The 16,452-nt window shown below is 36.3% G+C and carries 14 protein-coding genes and 1 riboswitch; of the genes, 2 read left to right on the forward strand and 12 right to left on the reverse strand.

Annotation, left to right across the window (positions count from 1 at the left end; all coding sequences use genetic code 11):
* Positions 1-2: 2 nt before the first annotated feature.
* From fcl to ACWNMY_RS08960, 6 genes are all read right to left on the reverse strand, one after another.
* On the reverse strand, positions 3-944 hold the full coding sequence (gene fcl, locus ACWNMY_RS08935; RefSeq protein ID WP_449537881.1) for a GDP-L-fucose synthase: 942 nt from the start codon (positions 942-944) through the stop codon (positions 3-5).
* A 22-nt stretch (positions 945-966) separates the two neighbouring features.
* The gene (locus ACWNMY_RS08940) at positions 967-1,611 is read right to left on the reverse strand and encodes a sugar transferase (RefSeq protein WP_449538422.1); all 645 of its coding nucleotides are present in this window, start codon (positions 1,609-1,611) and stop codon (positions 967-969) included.
* Positions 1,612-1,652: 41 nt separating this feature from the next.
* Complete coding sequence (gene galU / locus ACWNMY_RS08945) at positions 1,653-2,537, reverse strand: UTP--glucose-1-phosphate uridylyltransferase GalU (protein ID WP_449537882.1); 885 nt, start codon at positions 2,535-2,537, stop codon at positions 1,653-1,655.
* Positions 2,538-2,938: 401 nt separating this feature from the next.
* Positions 2,939-3,712 (reverse strand): tyrosine-protein phosphatase, encoded by a 774-nt coding sequence (locus tag ACWNMY_RS08950; protein ID WP_449537883.1) that lies wholly within the window; start codon positions 3,710-3,712, stop codon positions 2,939-2,941.
* Between the two features lie 188 nt (positions 3,713-3,900).
* Positions 3,901-4,641, reverse strand: coding sequence for a CpsD/CapB family tyrosine-protein kinase (locus ACWNMY_RS08955; RefSeq protein WP_449537884.1), 741 nt, complete (start codon positions 4,639-4,641; stop codon positions 3,901-3,903).
* Positions 4,592-5,329 carry a YveK family protein gene (locus ACWNMY_RS08960; protein WP_449537885.1) on the reverse strand — a complete coding sequence of 246 codons (738 nt, stop codon included), beginning with the start codon at positions 5,327-5,329 and terminating at the stop codon, positions 4,592-4,594. Before ACWNMY_RS08960 ends, ACWNMY_RS08955 begins: the two co-directional genes overlap by 50 nt.
* A gap of 404 nt (positions 5,330-5,733) precedes the next feature.
* Here ACWNMY_RS08960 and ACWNMY_RS08965 point away from each other — a divergent pair, with 404 nt between their 5' ends.
* Entirely contained in the window at positions 5,734-6,468 is a 735-nt protein-coding gene (locus tag ACWNMY_RS08965; protein WP_449537886.1) for a hypothetical protein, read from the forward strand.
* Positions 6,469-6,576: 108 nt separating this feature from the next.
* Here the strand turns inward: ACWNMY_RS08965 and ACWNMY_RS08970 are convergent, their stop codons facing one another.
* The 4 genes from ACWNMY_RS08970 to ACWNMY_RS08985 form a co-directional block, all read right to left on the reverse strand.
* Entirely contained in the window at positions 6,577-7,140 is a 564-nt protein-coding gene (locus ACWNMY_RS08970; RefSeq protein ID WP_449537887.1) for a class D sortase, read from the reverse strand.
* Positions 7,141-7,232: 92 nt separating this feature from the next.
* Positions 7,233-8,369 (reverse strand): LPXTG cell wall anchor domain-containing protein, encoded by a 1,137-nt coding sequence (locus ACWNMY_RS08975; RefSeq protein WP_449537888.1) that lies wholly within the window; start codon positions 8,367-8,369, stop codon positions 7,233-7,235.
* Positions 8,370-8,504: 135 nt separating this feature from the next.
* Entirely contained in the window at positions 8,505-10,715 is a 2,211-nt protein-coding gene (locus ACWNMY_RS08980; protein ID WP_449537889.1) for an O-antigen ligase family protein, read from the reverse strand.
* Between the two features lie 43 nt (positions 10,716-10,758).
* The gene (locus ACWNMY_RS08985; RefSeq protein WP_449537890.1) at positions 10,759-12,357 is read right to left on the reverse strand and encodes a transglycosylase domain-containing protein; all 1,599 of its coding nucleotides are present in this window, start codon (positions 12,355-12,357) and stop codon (positions 10,759-10,761) included.
* Between the two features lie 283 nt (positions 12,358-12,640).
* Here ACWNMY_RS08985 and ACWNMY_RS08990 point away from each other — a divergent pair, with 283 nt between their 5' ends.
* Positions 12,641-14,929: a leucine-rich repeat domain-containing protein gene (locus tag ACWNMY_RS08990; protein ID WP_449537891.1), complete on the forward strand. Its 2,289-nt coding sequence runs from the start codon at positions 12,641-12,643 to the stop codon at positions 14,927-14,929.
* Between the two features lie 90 nt (positions 14,930-15,019).
* Here ACWNMY_RS08990 and ACWNMY_RS08995 read toward each other — a convergent pair whose 3' ends face one another.
* Both ACWNMY_RS08995 and ACWNMY_RS09000 read right to left on the reverse strand, forming a co-directional pair.
* Positions 15,020-15,184: a hypothetical protein gene (locus ACWNMY_RS08995; protein WP_449537892.1), complete on the reverse strand. Its 165-nt coding sequence runs from the start codon at positions 15,182-15,184 to the stop codon at positions 15,020-15,022.
* A 45-nt stretch (positions 15,185-15,229) separates the two neighbouring features.
* Positions 15,230-15,315, reverse strand: a riboswitch (cyclic di-GMP riboswitch).
* Between the two features lie 199 nt (positions 15,316-15,514).
* A complete protein-coding gene (locus ACWNMY_RS09000) occupies positions 15,515-16,096 on the reverse strand; it encodes a hypothetical protein (RefSeq protein ID WP_449537893.1) in 582 nt (193 codons plus the stop codon).
* Between the last annotated feature and the right edge of the window lie 356 nt (positions 16,097-16,452).

Below are 16,452 nucleotides of genomic sequence, written 5' to 3' on the forward strand. Positions count from 1 at the left end.
TTTTATTTCACTAATTCTTTTTCGTTTTGTAAGAACCAATTATAGGCTTTTTCTAAGCCTTCTTCTAATGAAGTAGAAGCTTTCCAACCTAGGTTATTTATTCTAGTTACATCAACGAGCTTGCGAGGTGTTCCGTCTGGTTTTGAGGTATCAAATCGAATTTCCCCATTATAGCCCACAACCTCTTTAATTTTTTGAGCTAATTCACCAATAGGTAGATCATCTCCTACACCAATGTTTACAATTTCATTGCCTTCATAGTTATTCATTAAGAATACACATGCATCTGCTAGGTCATCAGAGTATAAGAACTCTCGTTTGGGGGAACCAGTTCCCCATACTTCTACATATTCTGAATTATTTTCTTTAGCTTCATGAAACTTTCGAATCAACGCCGGTAATACATGTGAGGTATGAAGGTCAAAGTTATCATTCTCACCATATAAGTTTGTAGGCATTGCTGAAATATATTTTGTACCATATTGACGATTATATGACTCACACATTTTGATGCCAGCAATTTTCGCTATCGCATATGGTTCATTTGTTGGTTCTAGCTCACCAGTTAGAAGGTACTCTTCCTTAAGTGGCTGTGGTGCCATTTTTGGATAAATACAAGTGCTACCCAAGAATAATAATTTAGTTACACCATTGCGATATGATGCATCAATGACATTCGTTTGAATCATTAGATTGTCACGAATAAAATCTGCTGGATATTCATTGTTAGCAACAATCCCGCCCACCTTTGCGGCTGCTAAAAATACATATTCCACCTTCTCTTTTTCAAAGAAGGCATTGACTTGTATTGGATCTCTAAGATCCAGTTCGCTACTTGTTTTGCATATAAGGTTTTTAAACCCTTCCTTCTCTAGTTTACGTAAGATAGCAGAGCCCACAAGTCCTCTATGACCAGCAATATAAATTTTTGCATTTTTTTTCATAATACACCTTCATCCTTTCCCATTAGAACGCATCTTTCGAACCAAATAAGACCAACACAGTACGTAAAATAATTCCTATATCAACGAATACTGATCTTTTTTGAATGTATTGTAAATCTAGTTCTACCATATCCTCAAAACCGACGTTACTTCTACCACTTATTTGCCATAGTCCAGTGCATCCTGGTGTAACTAATAGGCGTTGTTTATGATAATCTGTGTACACATCAACTTCTCTAACCAATGGAGGCCTTGGGCCAACCAAGCTCATATCTCCCTTTAGAACATTAAATAACTGAGGGAGTTCGTCTATACTAGTCTTTCGGATGAATCGCCCAACTTTTGTTACTCTTGGGTCATTTTTCATTTTAAACATTGCACCTGACGTTTCATTATAATTTAATAATTCCGCTAATTTTTCTTCTGCATTCGATATCATAGAACGAAATTTATACATTTTAAATTTTACTCCATTTTTACCAACCCTTGTTTGCGAAAAGAATACCGGCCCTTTAGGATCTTCTATTTTAATAGCAATACTTACTACTAAAAATAGAATACTAGTTACTAACAAACCAAAGATAGCCCCAGTAACATCAATAAAACGTTTCGAAAAAGTATATGCCTTCTTTTCTTTTAATACAAGGGAGTTAGATATGCTGATAATATCACTTTTAGCTAATTCAGCCACCCTACATTCCCCTTCACTTAATAATCTGTTATCTTTTCCTTATTTAATACTTGTTTCATAAATCCCAATGTTTCTTTGCGTAATTCCTCATTTTGTAAAGCAAACTCAATTGTGGTTTTTATAAATCCGATTTTTTCTCCCACATCATAACGATCGCCTTCAAAGTCATATGCAAATACTCTTTGAATTTCGTTTAGTTTTTGAATCGCATCTGTTAATTGGATTTCCCCACCAGCACCTAATTCCTGTTGTTCTAAGAACATAAAGATTTCAGGAGTTAATATATATCGTCCCATAATTGCTAGATTTGATGGAGCAGTACCTTTTTTTGGCTTTTCAACGAATCGACTAACCTGATAGCGTCTACCTTGGTTAGATGATGGATCAATAATTCCGTATCTATGTGTTTCAGTTTCCGGAACTGTTTGAACACCGATTACAGAAGACAGCGTATTGTCATACTCGTTTATCAGCTGTTTTAAACACGGTGTATCTGCTTGTACAATATCATCACCTAGTAAGACCGCAAACGGCTCGTCCCCAATAAACTTTCTTGCACACCATACAGCATGCCCCAGGCCTTTTGGCTCTTTTTGACGAATATAATGAATGTCTACACTTGATGATTGTTGTACCTTTTCTAGTAAATCAAACTTCTCTTTTTCTAATAAGTTTTGTTCTAGTTCAAATGAGTTATCAAAATGATCTTCAATTGATCGTTTCCCTTTACCGGTTACGATAATGATATCTTCTATTCCTGATTCAATAGCCTCTTCCACTATGTATTGAATCGTCGGCTTATCTACAATTGGTAGCATTTCTTTCGGCATTGCTTTTGTTGCAGGTAGAAATCTTGTTCCAAGTCCTGCCGCAGGTATTATTGCTTTTCTTACTTTTTTCACTTTCTTCCCCCCCTTATGTTTTCAATCTTAAAAATTATAAGAATAGGTTTCTACTATTCTTGAATAGGAGAAACCTATTCTTACAAATCATAAATTGGGCATCAAACCCACCCTCACACCGCACTATCGACGACTAGCGTCTAAGGCATTAACACCCACAGTGAGACCGAGTATCTCCATTGATAGTGGTAAGGAAACATCACCATGACCATTTAACAGAAATGGTATATTTAGAGTAATTTCTTATAGTAAACTACTAGGTACGCATTTCAAACATATCTACAATGCGTACTTTATCAAATGAACAATTGTATGCTACTAATGGTGACTTTTAAACTTTTTCATATCTGTATACATATATAATAAATGGCTAAAGAGACACTCATATGGAGGTGCACTCTTTACCCAAATAACCCAAATAACTTCTTCTTTTGTTTAATTCTATCTGGTGTGTCTTTAATTATTGTTTTGCCCTCAACAAGTAGCTCTGCATTTTCCTTAAAATAATACTCTGCTGCAATTCCATATTCCTTTACGAGTTCAGCATATGCTGCTCTCATTCGAAATGGCCTCGTTGATAGATTATGAGCATCAGATGCTAGGAAATGAGTTAAATTTGATTCTACTAATTGTAGGGTAAACTTTTTGATTTTTTTTCCAAAGTGACCCGTTACACTAGATGTTGTGATTTGTGTACATGCTCCATTTTTCACAAACTTGTACAACAAATCTGGATTTTCGATAATTTCACTGTTTCGTTCAGGATGGACAATAACAGGCGTAAGTCCATTCAGCTGAAGATCAAATAACAACTGCTCTGCATAACGAGGTACATGTCCACTAGGAAACTCAACAAACAAGTATTTCCCACCATTATTTAATGAAAGGATTTCACCTTTGTTATAGTCCTTTAGGAGATCACCATCTATTCTGGGTTCTTGTCCTGGTAGTATGGTAAGGGGTATATTTCGTTGAGTTAATTCTCTATTTACCATCTCAACTGTTTGTAGGATATTCTCTTTTGAGTTTCGATATTCTGGTAGTTTATAATGGGGAGTCGCGATGATCTTTGTTATTCCTTCTTCATTGGCTCTCTTTGCCATCGCAATTGTTTCGGAGAAATCTTTTGCTCCGTCATCAAGTTGTGGCAATATATGACAATGTATATCAATCATAACCTATCACTCCCTCTTTTTCTTCGACAATTATTCTACCAAAATGCTTACATCTCATACTACCATAGTAGTATTTTCAAGGAAACGGGGGAAATTTGTCGAATGTTGCCGAAATAGCAGAAAGGAAATATTTACTGTGATAAATACTTCCTTTCTTGATTGTTTTCCCAACTAATTATTAAAAGTTTTTACTTTTGAGAATAGTAATAATAATATGAACTATCTGTTATCTTTTTATTATTTAAGACAACCCCTAGTAGTTTGGCACTTGCGTTCACAAGCAAATCTTTAGCTTTTATTGCTGCTTCATTTTCCGTTCTACCACTACTAACCACCAACACAACACCATCGGTTTTATTAGCTAAAACCTGTGCATCTGTTACTGCCAGTGCTGGAGGTGTGTCAAAAATGATAATATCGAAAAGGTCTTTCGCTTCGTTCAAAAACTCATCCATCGCCTTCGAGCCAAGTAGCTCTGCTGGGTTCGGGGGAATAGGTCCACTTGGTAGAACGTACAGATTTTTTTCGTCTGTGTCTCTAACTGCATTCTTAAGCTTTTCTTGCTTTGTTAATACATTCGTTAATCCAACATGGTTATCTATTCGGAATGAATAATGGGCTGTTGGTTTTCGCAAGTCAGAGTCAACTAATAATACCTTTTTTCCTTGCTGCGCAAATACAACTGCAATATTATTAGTCGTTGTTGATTTTCCTTCACCTGGTCCTGAAGATGTGACCATAATTGTCCGCATGTCCCCATCTACTGTGGAGAATTGGATATTCGTACGAACTGTACGATATTGTTCTGAAATTGGTGATTTTGGGTTCACCAATGTGACTAAACTACGATTCTGTTGCTGAAATTGTTTTCGATTTTTTTTACGCGCCAAGAGAATCACCTCTTCCTCTCGTCCGTTTTCCTGGCTCATTCGTACTTCTAGTTTCTGCTTCAAGATCAATTTGAGCAATTGCACCTAATACAGGCAGCCCCAGTGATTTTTCAATATCCTGTTCCGTTTTGATCGTATTATCTAGGTATTCTAATAGGAATGAGAGTCCTACTCCTGCCATTAATCCCACCACTAGCGCAATTGCCATGTTAAGCATAGGATTAGGTTTAACAGGCGACGGATTTTCCGGAAGTTCTGCAGGTGACAGAATACTTACATTGTCAACATTCATGTGCTTTACTATTTCCACTTTAAACACGTTAGCTGTTGTATTTGCAATTTCTACCGCCATCTTTGGATCAGTATGTTGAACGGTAAGCTTCATTAACTGTGTATTGTTTGCACTACCAACAGTGATCAGATCACCTAATGATTCAGTTAGATTTAGCTCTTCCTTTACAATATCCAAAATAGCAGGAGTTTTAATAATTTCGTTATACGTATTAATAAGGTCTATATTCGTTCTTATATCTGATTGGTTTAAGTATGGTTGATCTGAGGCTTTTTGGTTTACTAGAATTTGAGTAGAAGATTCATAGACTGGTGTTAAAAAGAAGAAGCTAACAACACCCACTGTTGCTACCGCCACAGCCGTAATCATTGTAATTAACCAAAGACGCTTTCGTATCGTCTGGAATATCTCTTTTAAACTAATTGTTTCTTCCATTTTTTCCTCCTGTATATCGTTTGTCGGTTAGTTAAGTCTAAAGGTTATTATAAACAAGGAATTTACAAATATCTACAAAAACTGAGTAAAAATTTATGCCACATTGTACCTATTCTACTAAATCAGTGCAAAATCACTACAGATTATGGGACACGGGGACAGGTTTCCTGGCCTAAATAAACGAGTAAAGTGGTGACATATCAATAGAATTGCACATTCATTTAAACAATTACACGTTACTAGCGTTTTCGACAAACTTAGATTAGGTACCTACATGTTTGTCGTTACTTTTTCTAACGTATCCTTGACAAATGATACTTTTGAATCTTTCATTTTTACCGATATGGTAATAGGTTATTTATGGTAAAATAAGTATAGTTTAACCATTAGTGGGGGTAATCTACTTGAAGAAAAAAAACCTATTCTCTCTATTATTTATATTAAGTTTGATGCTTACCTATAGCTTTCCCCATATCGTTTATGGGACGATGAATCCGGTTACTCCTGGAGATAAGGCAATTGATAATCCTAATCCTAGCCCAAATCCAGATTCTGAACCTGATCCACAACCCGAACCAAGTCCGGAAGAATCAAACCCAGAGCCGGAACCTGCTCCAGAACCTGAGCCTCAACCGGATTCGGAGAAAGTTCCCATACCTGTAACGAATCCGGATCCACAACCTAAACAGGAAACAACAAATCCTGTCCCTGAACAGACGAAACCTCAGGTTCCAACGCCTTCTGTACCTAATGAAGACAAGCCTGTTGCCCCAAAGCCTTCGACAGGGAATACAACTATTGAGAAACCTAGGAAAACCACAATAACACAACCGGCAGTACATACAGAAAAGTCTAATATGATTCAAGAAGACCTAACCCCAGAAGCTGTTCAGAAAGATGAAGAGGAAATTGAAGTAATCGAAGATAGTAGCAGCGAGCGAGAAAACGAACCCGAAGTGAATGAAGGACAAGAAGAAGTTGTAAAAACACACACTGAGATTAAGACTACTAATGTAGTTGCAAAAAATAACACCTCTACTACATTTATTGTCGGCATTAGTCTATTTGGATTATTGGTACTCGTTCTGATTTCCGGAGGTTTGTACTGGGGATTTCGAAAAAAAAGAAAGTATTATTAGTCTTACATGCCAAACGTTATTAATTGTCCCAAGTTTTCGCAGGTGGTAAGAGAAAATTCGCTACAAAATGTAACCCCTCATCTTGAGGGGCTTATTTTTTTGATACTATTACATTTCTTCAGCATAGATGATATATCTGTAAGGTGCATCTCCCATATAGCCAAAAGGATAGCAAGTAGTCACGATTAATTCTTCCTTTTCATTTTGCAGAGTAATAATTGTCATATCATCAGCATCAACAATTTCAGTATGTGTGATTTGATAGGAATACTCACCATAAGGGACTTCTACTATCATTTCATCCCCCACTTCAAGCTCTCCGACACGCTTAAAAACTGTGTCACGATGTCCTGATAACACGATTTGTCCGTCTTCATCTGGATAATAGGATCCTTTGTAATGCCCCACCCCTTTCCTCAACTCATTCGGATCGGTTCCTTCTACAATCGCTAAATCCGCTTGTATTTTTGGGATGGATAAGAGACCTACGATATCACCTTGTTCAGGAACAAATCTCTCCCTGCTTTTTTCTAAAACAGGTTCTTCTATGACTTTTTTTGCTTCTTCATATGTTTCATTTGCTTCTGCCTTGGAATACATGATGTCCCATGAGGCATACCCAATTACACCTACGCCTACTATTAATATGAGGTAGATAATATATTTTCCCATTCAGACGCCTCCATGTAGTGGATTCAATGAAGAAAGAGGACTCACTTGACTACCAAGCGAATCCTCTTAGTTTTTCTATTATATGTTAGCCATTAAGCCATTCTACGATTTCTTACGAGTAGTAGAACTCCACCAAGAGCAACAATTAACAAACCAAATGCTAATAGGTTATAGCTGTTCGTTGCAGTTACTGGTAGCTTGTGACCTTCAGTAGTGTTAGTTGAGCCAGCTTTCTCTACTGATCCTTTATGTGAATCATTAGTAGTAGAGGTATTGTCCTTCGTTTCAGTTGCAGGTTTGTCACCTGTTGTCTTGTCTGCACCAGCTGGAGCTGAAGCAACTTCGAATACACCGTATTCACTGAAGTGGGTAACTTCAGCAGAAATTACACCAGTTTCTTTATTGATCTTAACATTATGCGCTTCTTCTACTAATTTACCATCTTTAACATAGTATACTTTTACGTTGTCCCAGTTAATATTTTTGCCAGTAATATGGAATGATAATGTGATAGGACTCTTCTCGAATTCAGAAATAGTCTGTTTTGTTTCAAGATTCACCAATGTAAAGTCATAGACTTCAGAGATAGCACCCTTAATATTGGTAGGTGTAGGTTCTGCATTTAATTGGATTCCTTGCAGAAGTAGCGAAATAGGCAATTCAGCTTCCACTTTGCCACCAATGTTAATTGTAATGGATTTTGTGTTAGGACTTGTTTTTAATAATTGTTCAATGCTTTCCTTCGAAACAGTTACATTTACAGCAGAGTGAGCAGAATAATCAAGTACTTCTAGTTCACCTTTTTCATTTGTATGTAAGACAGCCTCAGCCACATATACGTCCTTTGTTACACCGTCACCATATACATGGTCGGTAACATCTTCGTATACATCTTCTGTCACGTCTTCATATACATCATCAGTAACATCCTCACCGTATACGTCTTCTGTTACTTCTTCATATACATTGTCAGTAACATCTTCACCGTATACATCTTCTGTTACTTCTTCATATACATTGTCAGTAACATCTTCTTCATACACATCTTCTGTCACTTCTTCACCATATACAACGTCTCTCACGCCATATACGTCAGCTGGTACTTCGTAAACATTGTTTACAACAGTTGAATCATCTTCTTTTTCTGCCGCAAATGTACTAGTCGCAAAAGGAGCCACTAGTAAAGCAAATGCTGTTAAACCACTAATAAATGATAGCTTTTTCTTCATTTTCATTTCCCCCTATAAACAATACATGTTATAGTACGAGATTTTCCACACCTCCTTCAGTTAAGTTATTGGAAAATAACAATTATCCCAACATTTACTAATATATACTACTATTTTACTAGTTGTCCAGATTTTTCAATTACTTTTAGCGAATTTTCGTTTCAAAAGTTGCATTTCTTCATCGAATTTTGTTGAATCTTGTGTTTTTTCTAGTTCTTTAGCCTTATCAACTTCACCCGTTTGATAATACGCTAGAGCAGTTAGTACTGCTAGTTTAAGCGACTTTTCCTCTGCCTTTTTATAGATATCTATTATTTCCTTATAATTTTCGTGCTTATAGTGTGCAAGACTTGCTTGATAGTGCACCGCATGTGTTACCCCAAATTTACGACTATTAAAAGCGGATGGCATCGACCTTTCAACTAGAAGCCGCTCCTCGTGTTTCATCCTTTCATAATCGCGAAGAGCTGATTCTACTAAGGCTGGATCATTTGCTTTGATTGCTTGATTTACCTTCGCCGCAATACTTAATTCATACAGCTTCGTATTATAACGATCGATTGCCAATGCAGCATTATAATAGGTAATTGCTTTATCAAAATTACCAAGTTGGTAATATGTCGATGCTGCTTTTACGAGAACACTAGAGTTATTTGGTTCTAAGACTATCAATTTCTCAAGAAGTACATTCAGCTTTTCCATTATATCTACTTCCGGTCCCTTCTCCTCTAGAGAACGAATATAGACATCGCTAAGGTCAAACAGATATCTTGTATTTTGTGGATGCTTCCTTACTGCGTTTTCCAAAAGTACCTGTTTAGCGTCGAGAGACTTTGTTCCTTTTGCCTGTTCATAGTTTTGTGAAGCCTTCATAAATTGAAACGAGAATACTAAGCATATAGCTACTGTAATCGTAAGAAGAGACATACTTATTATCGGAAGTCTTGTTGGCAATTTTCTTTCCTTAATTGGATTATCGGAAATCCCCATCACAAGTAACCAGAATACTAGTAACCAAACCGTTCCATAGGAAAAGTTAAAATCGATGAAACTATGAGCAAAAATCGTACTAACTGAAAGTAATACTCCGATATATATTGGATTATCTTTTTCTTTTAATAAAGAGCGGAATATATTCACAAGAAAATAACCAAAAACAGTTACAAAGAGTAGAATACCTAACCATCCTGTGTCTACTAACCATTCTAAAAACCCGTTATGGGCCTTATTCGACAAATAAGGAGTTTGTTGGTACTCCCTATAAACAGCACTCCAAGCTTCCCCACCTAACCCAATGATTGGGGATGTATTACTTATCTTTAATCCATCCTCTAAAAAGTGTATTCTTTCTGCTGCAGACGCAGTTGTTAAGTTGATGGTATCGACTCTATCCTGAAACTCTACAGGCAATGCCCTATAGATAAGACCCTCATTTTTCAGATCCAACAATCCAGCAATTCCAATGAATAGAATGAGTGCAGGAACAATAAAACGATAAATAGATCTTATTTCTTTTGTTTCCAAAGATTTATCTAGTACGTAATTTACAAAGAAAATAATTGCTGATGACAGTAGGATAATCATCCAAGCACCAAAAGAAAAACGATCTTGAACCGTCATCATCCTGTACGTTAAAAACGCAGAAAGTGAAGCAACGATTGTAATCGTTATATAGATTACTTGCTGTTTCACAGAGAGTAACCATAAACCTATAAAGATAACGAATGGAAGAACTACTAACATTCCCCTTGATTCCGACAACAGTATATTTAAGAGATGCGGCACCAATGGTATTGAGTAGAAAGCTATATATTTAAAAGAAAGATTCCGCTTTGTCAGCATTATAAGTGAAAAGAGGAAGAAGACTCCCAATACCATTGCAAATGTATTAGGATACTGAAAAACCCCTGAAGAACGACCAGCAACATAACTATTTCTGAACGATAGCCACCCAGCATCTATAAAAAGCATATGAAACGAAATCCATAATCCTGTGAGATTGAAGATTAGCGGCATCCACTTTTTAATTTCATGCTTCAAAGTTACCCAGTAAAGACCTAGGAAGAATGCTGTATAGGTTGTCCATCTTATTATTGAATCCCAGGCGCCTCTAGGGCTCTCTGCAATAAACAGAGGCAATAGGTAACATAAAGGTAAAAGTAAAATAATCATTACATTATTCAATTGTGCTATTTCTTTATATAAAGTCCATCTAAGGAAAAGCACTAGAAAGAGAGTTAACATAAATATACTGATTGGATAAAAATCCTTGGCAAAATATAATCCCTTTTGAAAAGGAGTAACAATGAATAGTACTGCTAAGATAAAAAAGGTAAACCAACGCATAATATAATTCCCCCGCTACAACTTACATAGAAGCTATGTCTCGTTATTCTCCTAATTCTTCAAATATATTTTTAAATAAACCAGAAGGTGATGTACCAAACCACATTCTATTCTCAGGCACGACTTCATCTGGCCCCATCCATACTGCTCCAACATATTTTTCATTAAAACCTACAAACCACCCATCAAACGAGGTTGTTCCTGTTTTCCCAGCAATCTGTTGTCCTGGAATATGGGCATTTTCTGCTGTTCCTTCATTTACGACATCCTGTAAAAGGGAAGTCATTGTTTCTGCTGTACTTTTTTCGAAGATTTTTGTTTTTTTAGCTTTTGGCTTATAATTGACTTTTCCACTCCGCGTTTCGATACGTTGTATAGTTTGAGCATCCACCATTACTCCATCATTTGCAAAAGATGTATAGGCTTGGGCTATCGCTAGAGGAGAAGTTCCTACCTTTGTAAATCCTAGTGCTAATTTATATTCGTCTGTCGGATCAATTTTAAATAAATCGAATTTGTTAATATACTCTAGGCCACTTTCCAATCCTATCTTATACAGTAACCATGCAGTCGGAACATTATAAGACATAACAAGACTTTCATGGAGAGTTACTTCACCATGAAATGTACCATCATGATTTTTTGGTTCGTAGCCATTAAATGAAAGCGGCTTATCCTTCAAACTGTCATCATGTTTCCACCCTTGCTCGATAGCCGGTCCATAAACGATGAGTGGTTTAAAGGTTGACGCAGGCTGTCTAGTCGTATCAGTTGAGCGATTATAGGTAGACATTTGATATTCCCGGCCACCCATAAGACCCGCAACTTGCCCAGTCTTACTTTCAAGGACGACCATTCCCCCTTCAACAATTGTCTTTTCATTCTCAGGGAATGTTTTTTGATCCATAAAAGAATCGTATAGGCGTAGCTGAAGGTTACGATTGAGATTTGTTGTAATCATGTAGCCTTCCTGGAAAATCTCATTTTCTTCCACATCTAATATGTTTTTTAGTTCATCAATTGCAAGATCTACATAGGATTGGGCAAACGTCGTTTTATGATGTAGACCTTTTAACAGTTCCGGAATACTAGATTGGTAGGTTATCATCTCTTCTTTTTCAATATAGTCTTTAGTAACTAAAGAAGTAATCAAATTATCTAAGTCAACCTGAATATTTCTGGATTCCAAATTCTTTGATTTGTATAATAGATATATCTGTTCTAAAGCGGATGTGTCTTTTAAACTTTTATTAAAATAATAATTTGCCGCATTTCCAAAACCTACTATACCATTGTCCAGATAGACCTTGTTTATGTATACTTCGTACATTTCATCCTCTGAATATGATGTCATGATTATATTTGTTAGTAATCTTTTAATGGTTTGAGTAGGATATAAGAGTCGACCTAGATCATCTGTTTCATTTTGAATATAAGTTGAGATTAGTTCAGGTACATTTTCTGATTGTACCCATGTATTCTTTGACTCTACTATTTCATTACCATCGTTATCTAGAAGGACAGTACTCATTGGACTTTTAAGGTCATTTTTGACCTCTACGGTTTGATTAATGATAAATAACATAAATGCTAGAGCGCTTCCTGCTATAACAATTAGTAATAAATACCTATACTTTTTCATTGTTACCCCCTAAAGAAAACAAAATCTAACAATATACTACAATAAAAATAGAAGGATATGTTAAAAAAGTACCAGTTCTTTTTAAGTTCTGGTACTTTTTTCGCGTGTACTATTTGTATTAGTAGATTAACATCTTGTAGTTTACTTACTTTTTGTGTTTCGAAAGGTTAAAGTATTTCCTTATTTTTCCTCGTGATAGTACCCCCATAAAAACTATTTTCATAGTATAATATTTTTTGGAATTAGGTACTTATGCCTATTTTATATTTTAGGGGGAATTTTTTTGCAGAAGCACAAGTTTATCAATTTTGTCGTAGTATTTACTCTGCTTTTTTCTATTGTATTGCCTGTATCGTCAACCCGAGCAGAGGATGGTATGAACCAGGAACATGCTTTAAGCTATGTATCAAGTAACAATACCGAATCATCAATTGAAATTACCTTACAACTTGATGGGCAAGTTGACCCAGCTGATGAGGTAAAATATATCATTTTGTATGGTCCTACGATTAACACCGTTAACTATGAAGGCCATACCCAGACGTTTACTTTTGATGGTTTAGAACCAGACACTCCTTATACCTTTCACTTCGAGGTAGAGAAAAATGGAGAAAGTATTGCTTCGTTATACGAGATTACTATGGTAACAGCAGGAGGACAGCAAGCACCCGCGTATTTTGAAGATGCTGGATTGGAAAGAGCTGTTAGAAACTCTTTAGGAATTGAGGATGATTCTTATCAGTTAGTTGATAGTGATATCGAACGTTTAGTGGAGCTTGAAGGAAGTACCTATGGGGATAGTTCATTTGAAATTACATCCTTAAAAGGACTCGAAATAGCAAAGAACTTAAAAACTATCACTATGTATAATAACAATATTTCTGACCTAAGCCCAATCTCTACCTTAACACAGCTAGAGAACTTGTATCTTGGTAACAACAATATCTCGGATCTATCACCTATTCAGAACCTTATTAACTTAAAACAATTAACAATAGGCGCTAACCCAATCTCAGATGTGACTGTACTAAAGAATTTTCCTAACTTAGACACATTGGACTTATCAGAGACGAATGTAGATATCTCTGTTGTTACATTACTTCCAAAATTGGACTACCTTAACCTAGATTCTGCGAACATTACTAGTAAGGACCTTGTTGCGGTTTCTTCATTAAAAAACTTATTGTATTTGCATCTAAATGATAATGATTTAACAGATGTTTCTGCATTAAGTAAGTTAGTCAATTTGAAGCAACTATTATTAGAAGATAATCACGTAACAAATTTGGCACCATTAAGCGGTTTAAAGAGTCTAGAATTCCTTATGTTAAACAATAATGGTATATCTAACTTATTACCATTGAGCAATTTAGTAAACCTTCGACAATTGTTCCTTGGGAATAATAATCTTTCAGATTTAACAACTCTAAGTTATTTAGATAACGTAGAATTACTTAATTTGAATACTAATGGCTTTTCAAAAATTGATAATCTCTTAGATATGGATTCTTTACAAATGGTGATACTATCCGACAATTCTCTTTATACTTCTGCGGAAAATGTCATTCATGCACTTGAAGAAAAAAGCATTTACGTGAGTGTTAACCAAGGTGATGTTGGTAAGGCTGGAGCTGAGCCTGCACCAATTATTGCTAAGCCAGTAGTAGAAAATGGGGTTGCAGCTATTAATCAAAGTATGATTGAAGATGCGGTAAAAGGAGCACCCGTTAAGATCGATGTGAGCCAGGCTGAGGAAGTAAAGGTTACATTGCCAGTAGAAATTGTGAATTCCTTAAAAGAAAGTGGTGCACCTATTACTCTTACAAGTAGTAAAGTTGCGCTTCACATTCCAACAAATAACCTACCCGCTGATAAAGAAATTTCAGCAGATGTTCAAAAATTAGAACCTGTAGAGAACGCTGTAAGTGATGTTTATGATTTTACAATCTTTGCAGATGGCGAGAGGGTCTCTCAATTCGAAGAGCCAATTACACTTACCTTTAATGTAGATGTTGAAAAAGTGAAAAATCCTGCTGATTTACAAGTTTACTATTTCAATGGCGTTTCGAGGGAATGGGAGTTAATTCCTGGAGCTGTTTATGAGGATGGAAAAGTACTTGTGACCACTGACCACTTTAGTATTTATTCTGTCTTTGAAGTTGCGGGTTCAGCCGAGGAAGTAACTGATGTTATTGCTGCTGAAGAACCTGTGATCGAAACAACAGACGAAATAACTGAAGGTTCTAGTGAAGAGCCTGTAGGCGAAACCGATGAAGAGGCTACTACGCCAGAAGTTGAAGAGACTAATCAGGAAGAAAACAGTAACGTTGTAGAAAATAATCAACAAGCTGTCGAAACAGGAAAGACCTCTGAAGAAGCAACAAACAATGAAGATAAGACAACAATGATAGAGAATACAGAAAAGAACACTGTAGTAGATAAAGATGAAGTTGAGGGTGGAGAAAAACTACCTGTTACTGCATCTTCATTATTTAATACATTACTACTCGGTTCTGTTATTCTATTAGCAGGTGTAACTATACTTTTCGTATATAGAAAAAGATTACAATAATTTGATTGGAAGTGACTCTGGTGGGTCACTTCTTTTTTATATTGGAATTATTAAACCCCGCCTAGACAGCGAGGTCCGGTACTCAGTTCATTATAATTTCGTTATATAATTAATTGCTTCGCGCTCATGGTATTGCATTTTTGATTCGAGATCTGTTTTTAGATCCTTTGCGAGACACTCCTGTAACAGTGCCCGGTTCTTATTAAATTGAAAGCTGTGCCAAACGTATTTTACCTTGTAAATAACCTTTTTCATGCATATTCTCCTCTCGATATGTACCATAAATCGACGGAGTTCGTGTTCGGAAACTGGCTGGCATAGTCCAAAAGACCTTAGCCCCTCTAGTTTTGCGTCATCATCTTTCAATAATTTTGCCATTTCGTACGATTTATGTATGATTCATATTTACTATATAATAGTGAGTAAACTCCTAAAAAGAGTCTTTAGACCTATTTTTCGTCATCTTTCGACATTAGGGCGGAGTGGGTGTCAGTGGGTCGGGGGGACAGGTTCCCTGACCCACTACCTTTTATAATGTGAAAAGGCCTGTCACTACGCAATACTCGGTAGTAACAGGCACTATTTTTAATCACTGGTTTCAATCCACCAGCCGGCTATATTAATCCCTTTATATAGAACTTCTTTTCCTTCGCTATCTTCATAGGAGAATTCTCCCCTCGCAAAGAAAAGATACCAGCTTGTATAGTCGTATATGATGGGCACAATCTCTGACTTAGTCATGAGGTTATCATCCTTATCTATATAGGTAGATACCTTTACACAATCATAGCCACTTGGACAGTATAGCTGTTTGTTCTCACTAACCCACTGCTGGAATGAGTCTGGGTGTTTTGGGACGCGGTGGATGCTAAAGATGAGTGCGATGATCAGTAGCCCGGTCCACCACAACTTCCGCCCGCCTTCTTTTAGGCTAAGAAGCAGCAGCACCATAACACCTGTGTAATACATAAGCCAAAGGAATATTTCATCCTTATAAATCAGCATTCCCGAGAAGAATATCATGAAGGATAATGCTAGATATTTTTGAAAGCGATAGTATACCGATGAATCAATTTCCTCCTGCTCATCGTCATCTTTGCTTACGAAAACTCGGATGGTAAAAAAAGAGATTGCTGCCACGAATAAAATAAATTTGACTATATCCATTTTTCCACCCCGATATTAGTAGATTTCATCTTCGTCAATTTGTTGCCAAAAAATCATTTGTATCATTCTTTCTTCAAACGTCCCTGTCAGCCTTGAATTAACTTCCTAAAATATGGTGGGACAAGGAACCTGTCCCTCTGACCCATAATTATTCCCATTGCTCTCTACTTATTCTAATGTTACCTTTAAGTGTAGCCCTTGCGAGGTTTAATTTTGCTAGGATTTAGACAGGAGGAAGTATGAAAAGATTTTTCTTCTATTTTAAAGTTGTTTCTTTAGCATTTATTTTCATTGGAGAATTAATGAGATATAAAACTAGTCGCAAAAGTAAAGAGAGGCAGGGAGCTTCAAGAAAG

This window comes from Ferdinandcohnia sp. Marseille-Q9671 (genome assembly GCF_976954385.1).

Bases quoted from the DNA above. Each gene is read 5' to 3' on its own strand.
- ACWNMY_RS08970 (WP_449537887.1), bottom strand. From the start codon at position 7,140: ATGGGAAAATATATTATCTACCTCATATTAATAGTAGGCGTAGGTGTA.
- ACWNMY_RS08960 (WP_449537885.1), bottom strand. From the start codon at position 5,329: ATGGAAGAAACAATTAGTTTAAAAGAGATATTCCAGACGATACGAAAG.
- ACWNMY_RS08955 (WP_449537884.1), bottom strand. From the start codon at position 4,641: ATGAGCCAGGAAAACGGACGAGAGGAAGAGGTGATTCTCTTGGCGCGT.
- ACWNMY_RS08950 (WP_449537883.1), bottom strand. From the start codon at position 3,712: ATGATTGATATACATTGTCATATATTGCCACAACTTGATGACGGAGCA.
- fcl (WP_449537881.1), bottom strand. From the start codon at position 944: ATGAAAAAAAATGCAAAAATTTATATTGCTGGTCATAGAGGACTTGTG.
- ACWNMY_RS09000 (WP_449537893.1), bottom strand. From the start codon at position 16,096: ATGGATATAGTCAAATTTATTTTATTCGTGGCAGCAATCTCTTTTTTT.
- ACWNMY_RS08975 (WP_449537888.1), bottom strand. From the start codon at position 8,369: ATGAAGAAAAAGCTATCATTTATTAGTGGTTTAACAGCATTTGCTTTA.
- ACWNMY_RS08995 (WP_449537892.1), bottom strand. From the start codon at position 15,184: ATGAAAAAGGTTATTTACAAGGTAAAATACGTTTGGCACAGCTTTCAA.
- ACWNMY_RS08985 (WP_449537890.1), bottom strand. From the start codon at position 12,357: ATGAAAAAGTATAGGTATTTATTACTAATTGTTATAGCAGGAAGCGCT.
- ACWNMY_RS08980 (WP_449537889.1), bottom strand. From the start codon at position 10,715: ATGCGTTGGTTTACCTTTTTTATCTTAGCAGTACTATTCATTGTTACT.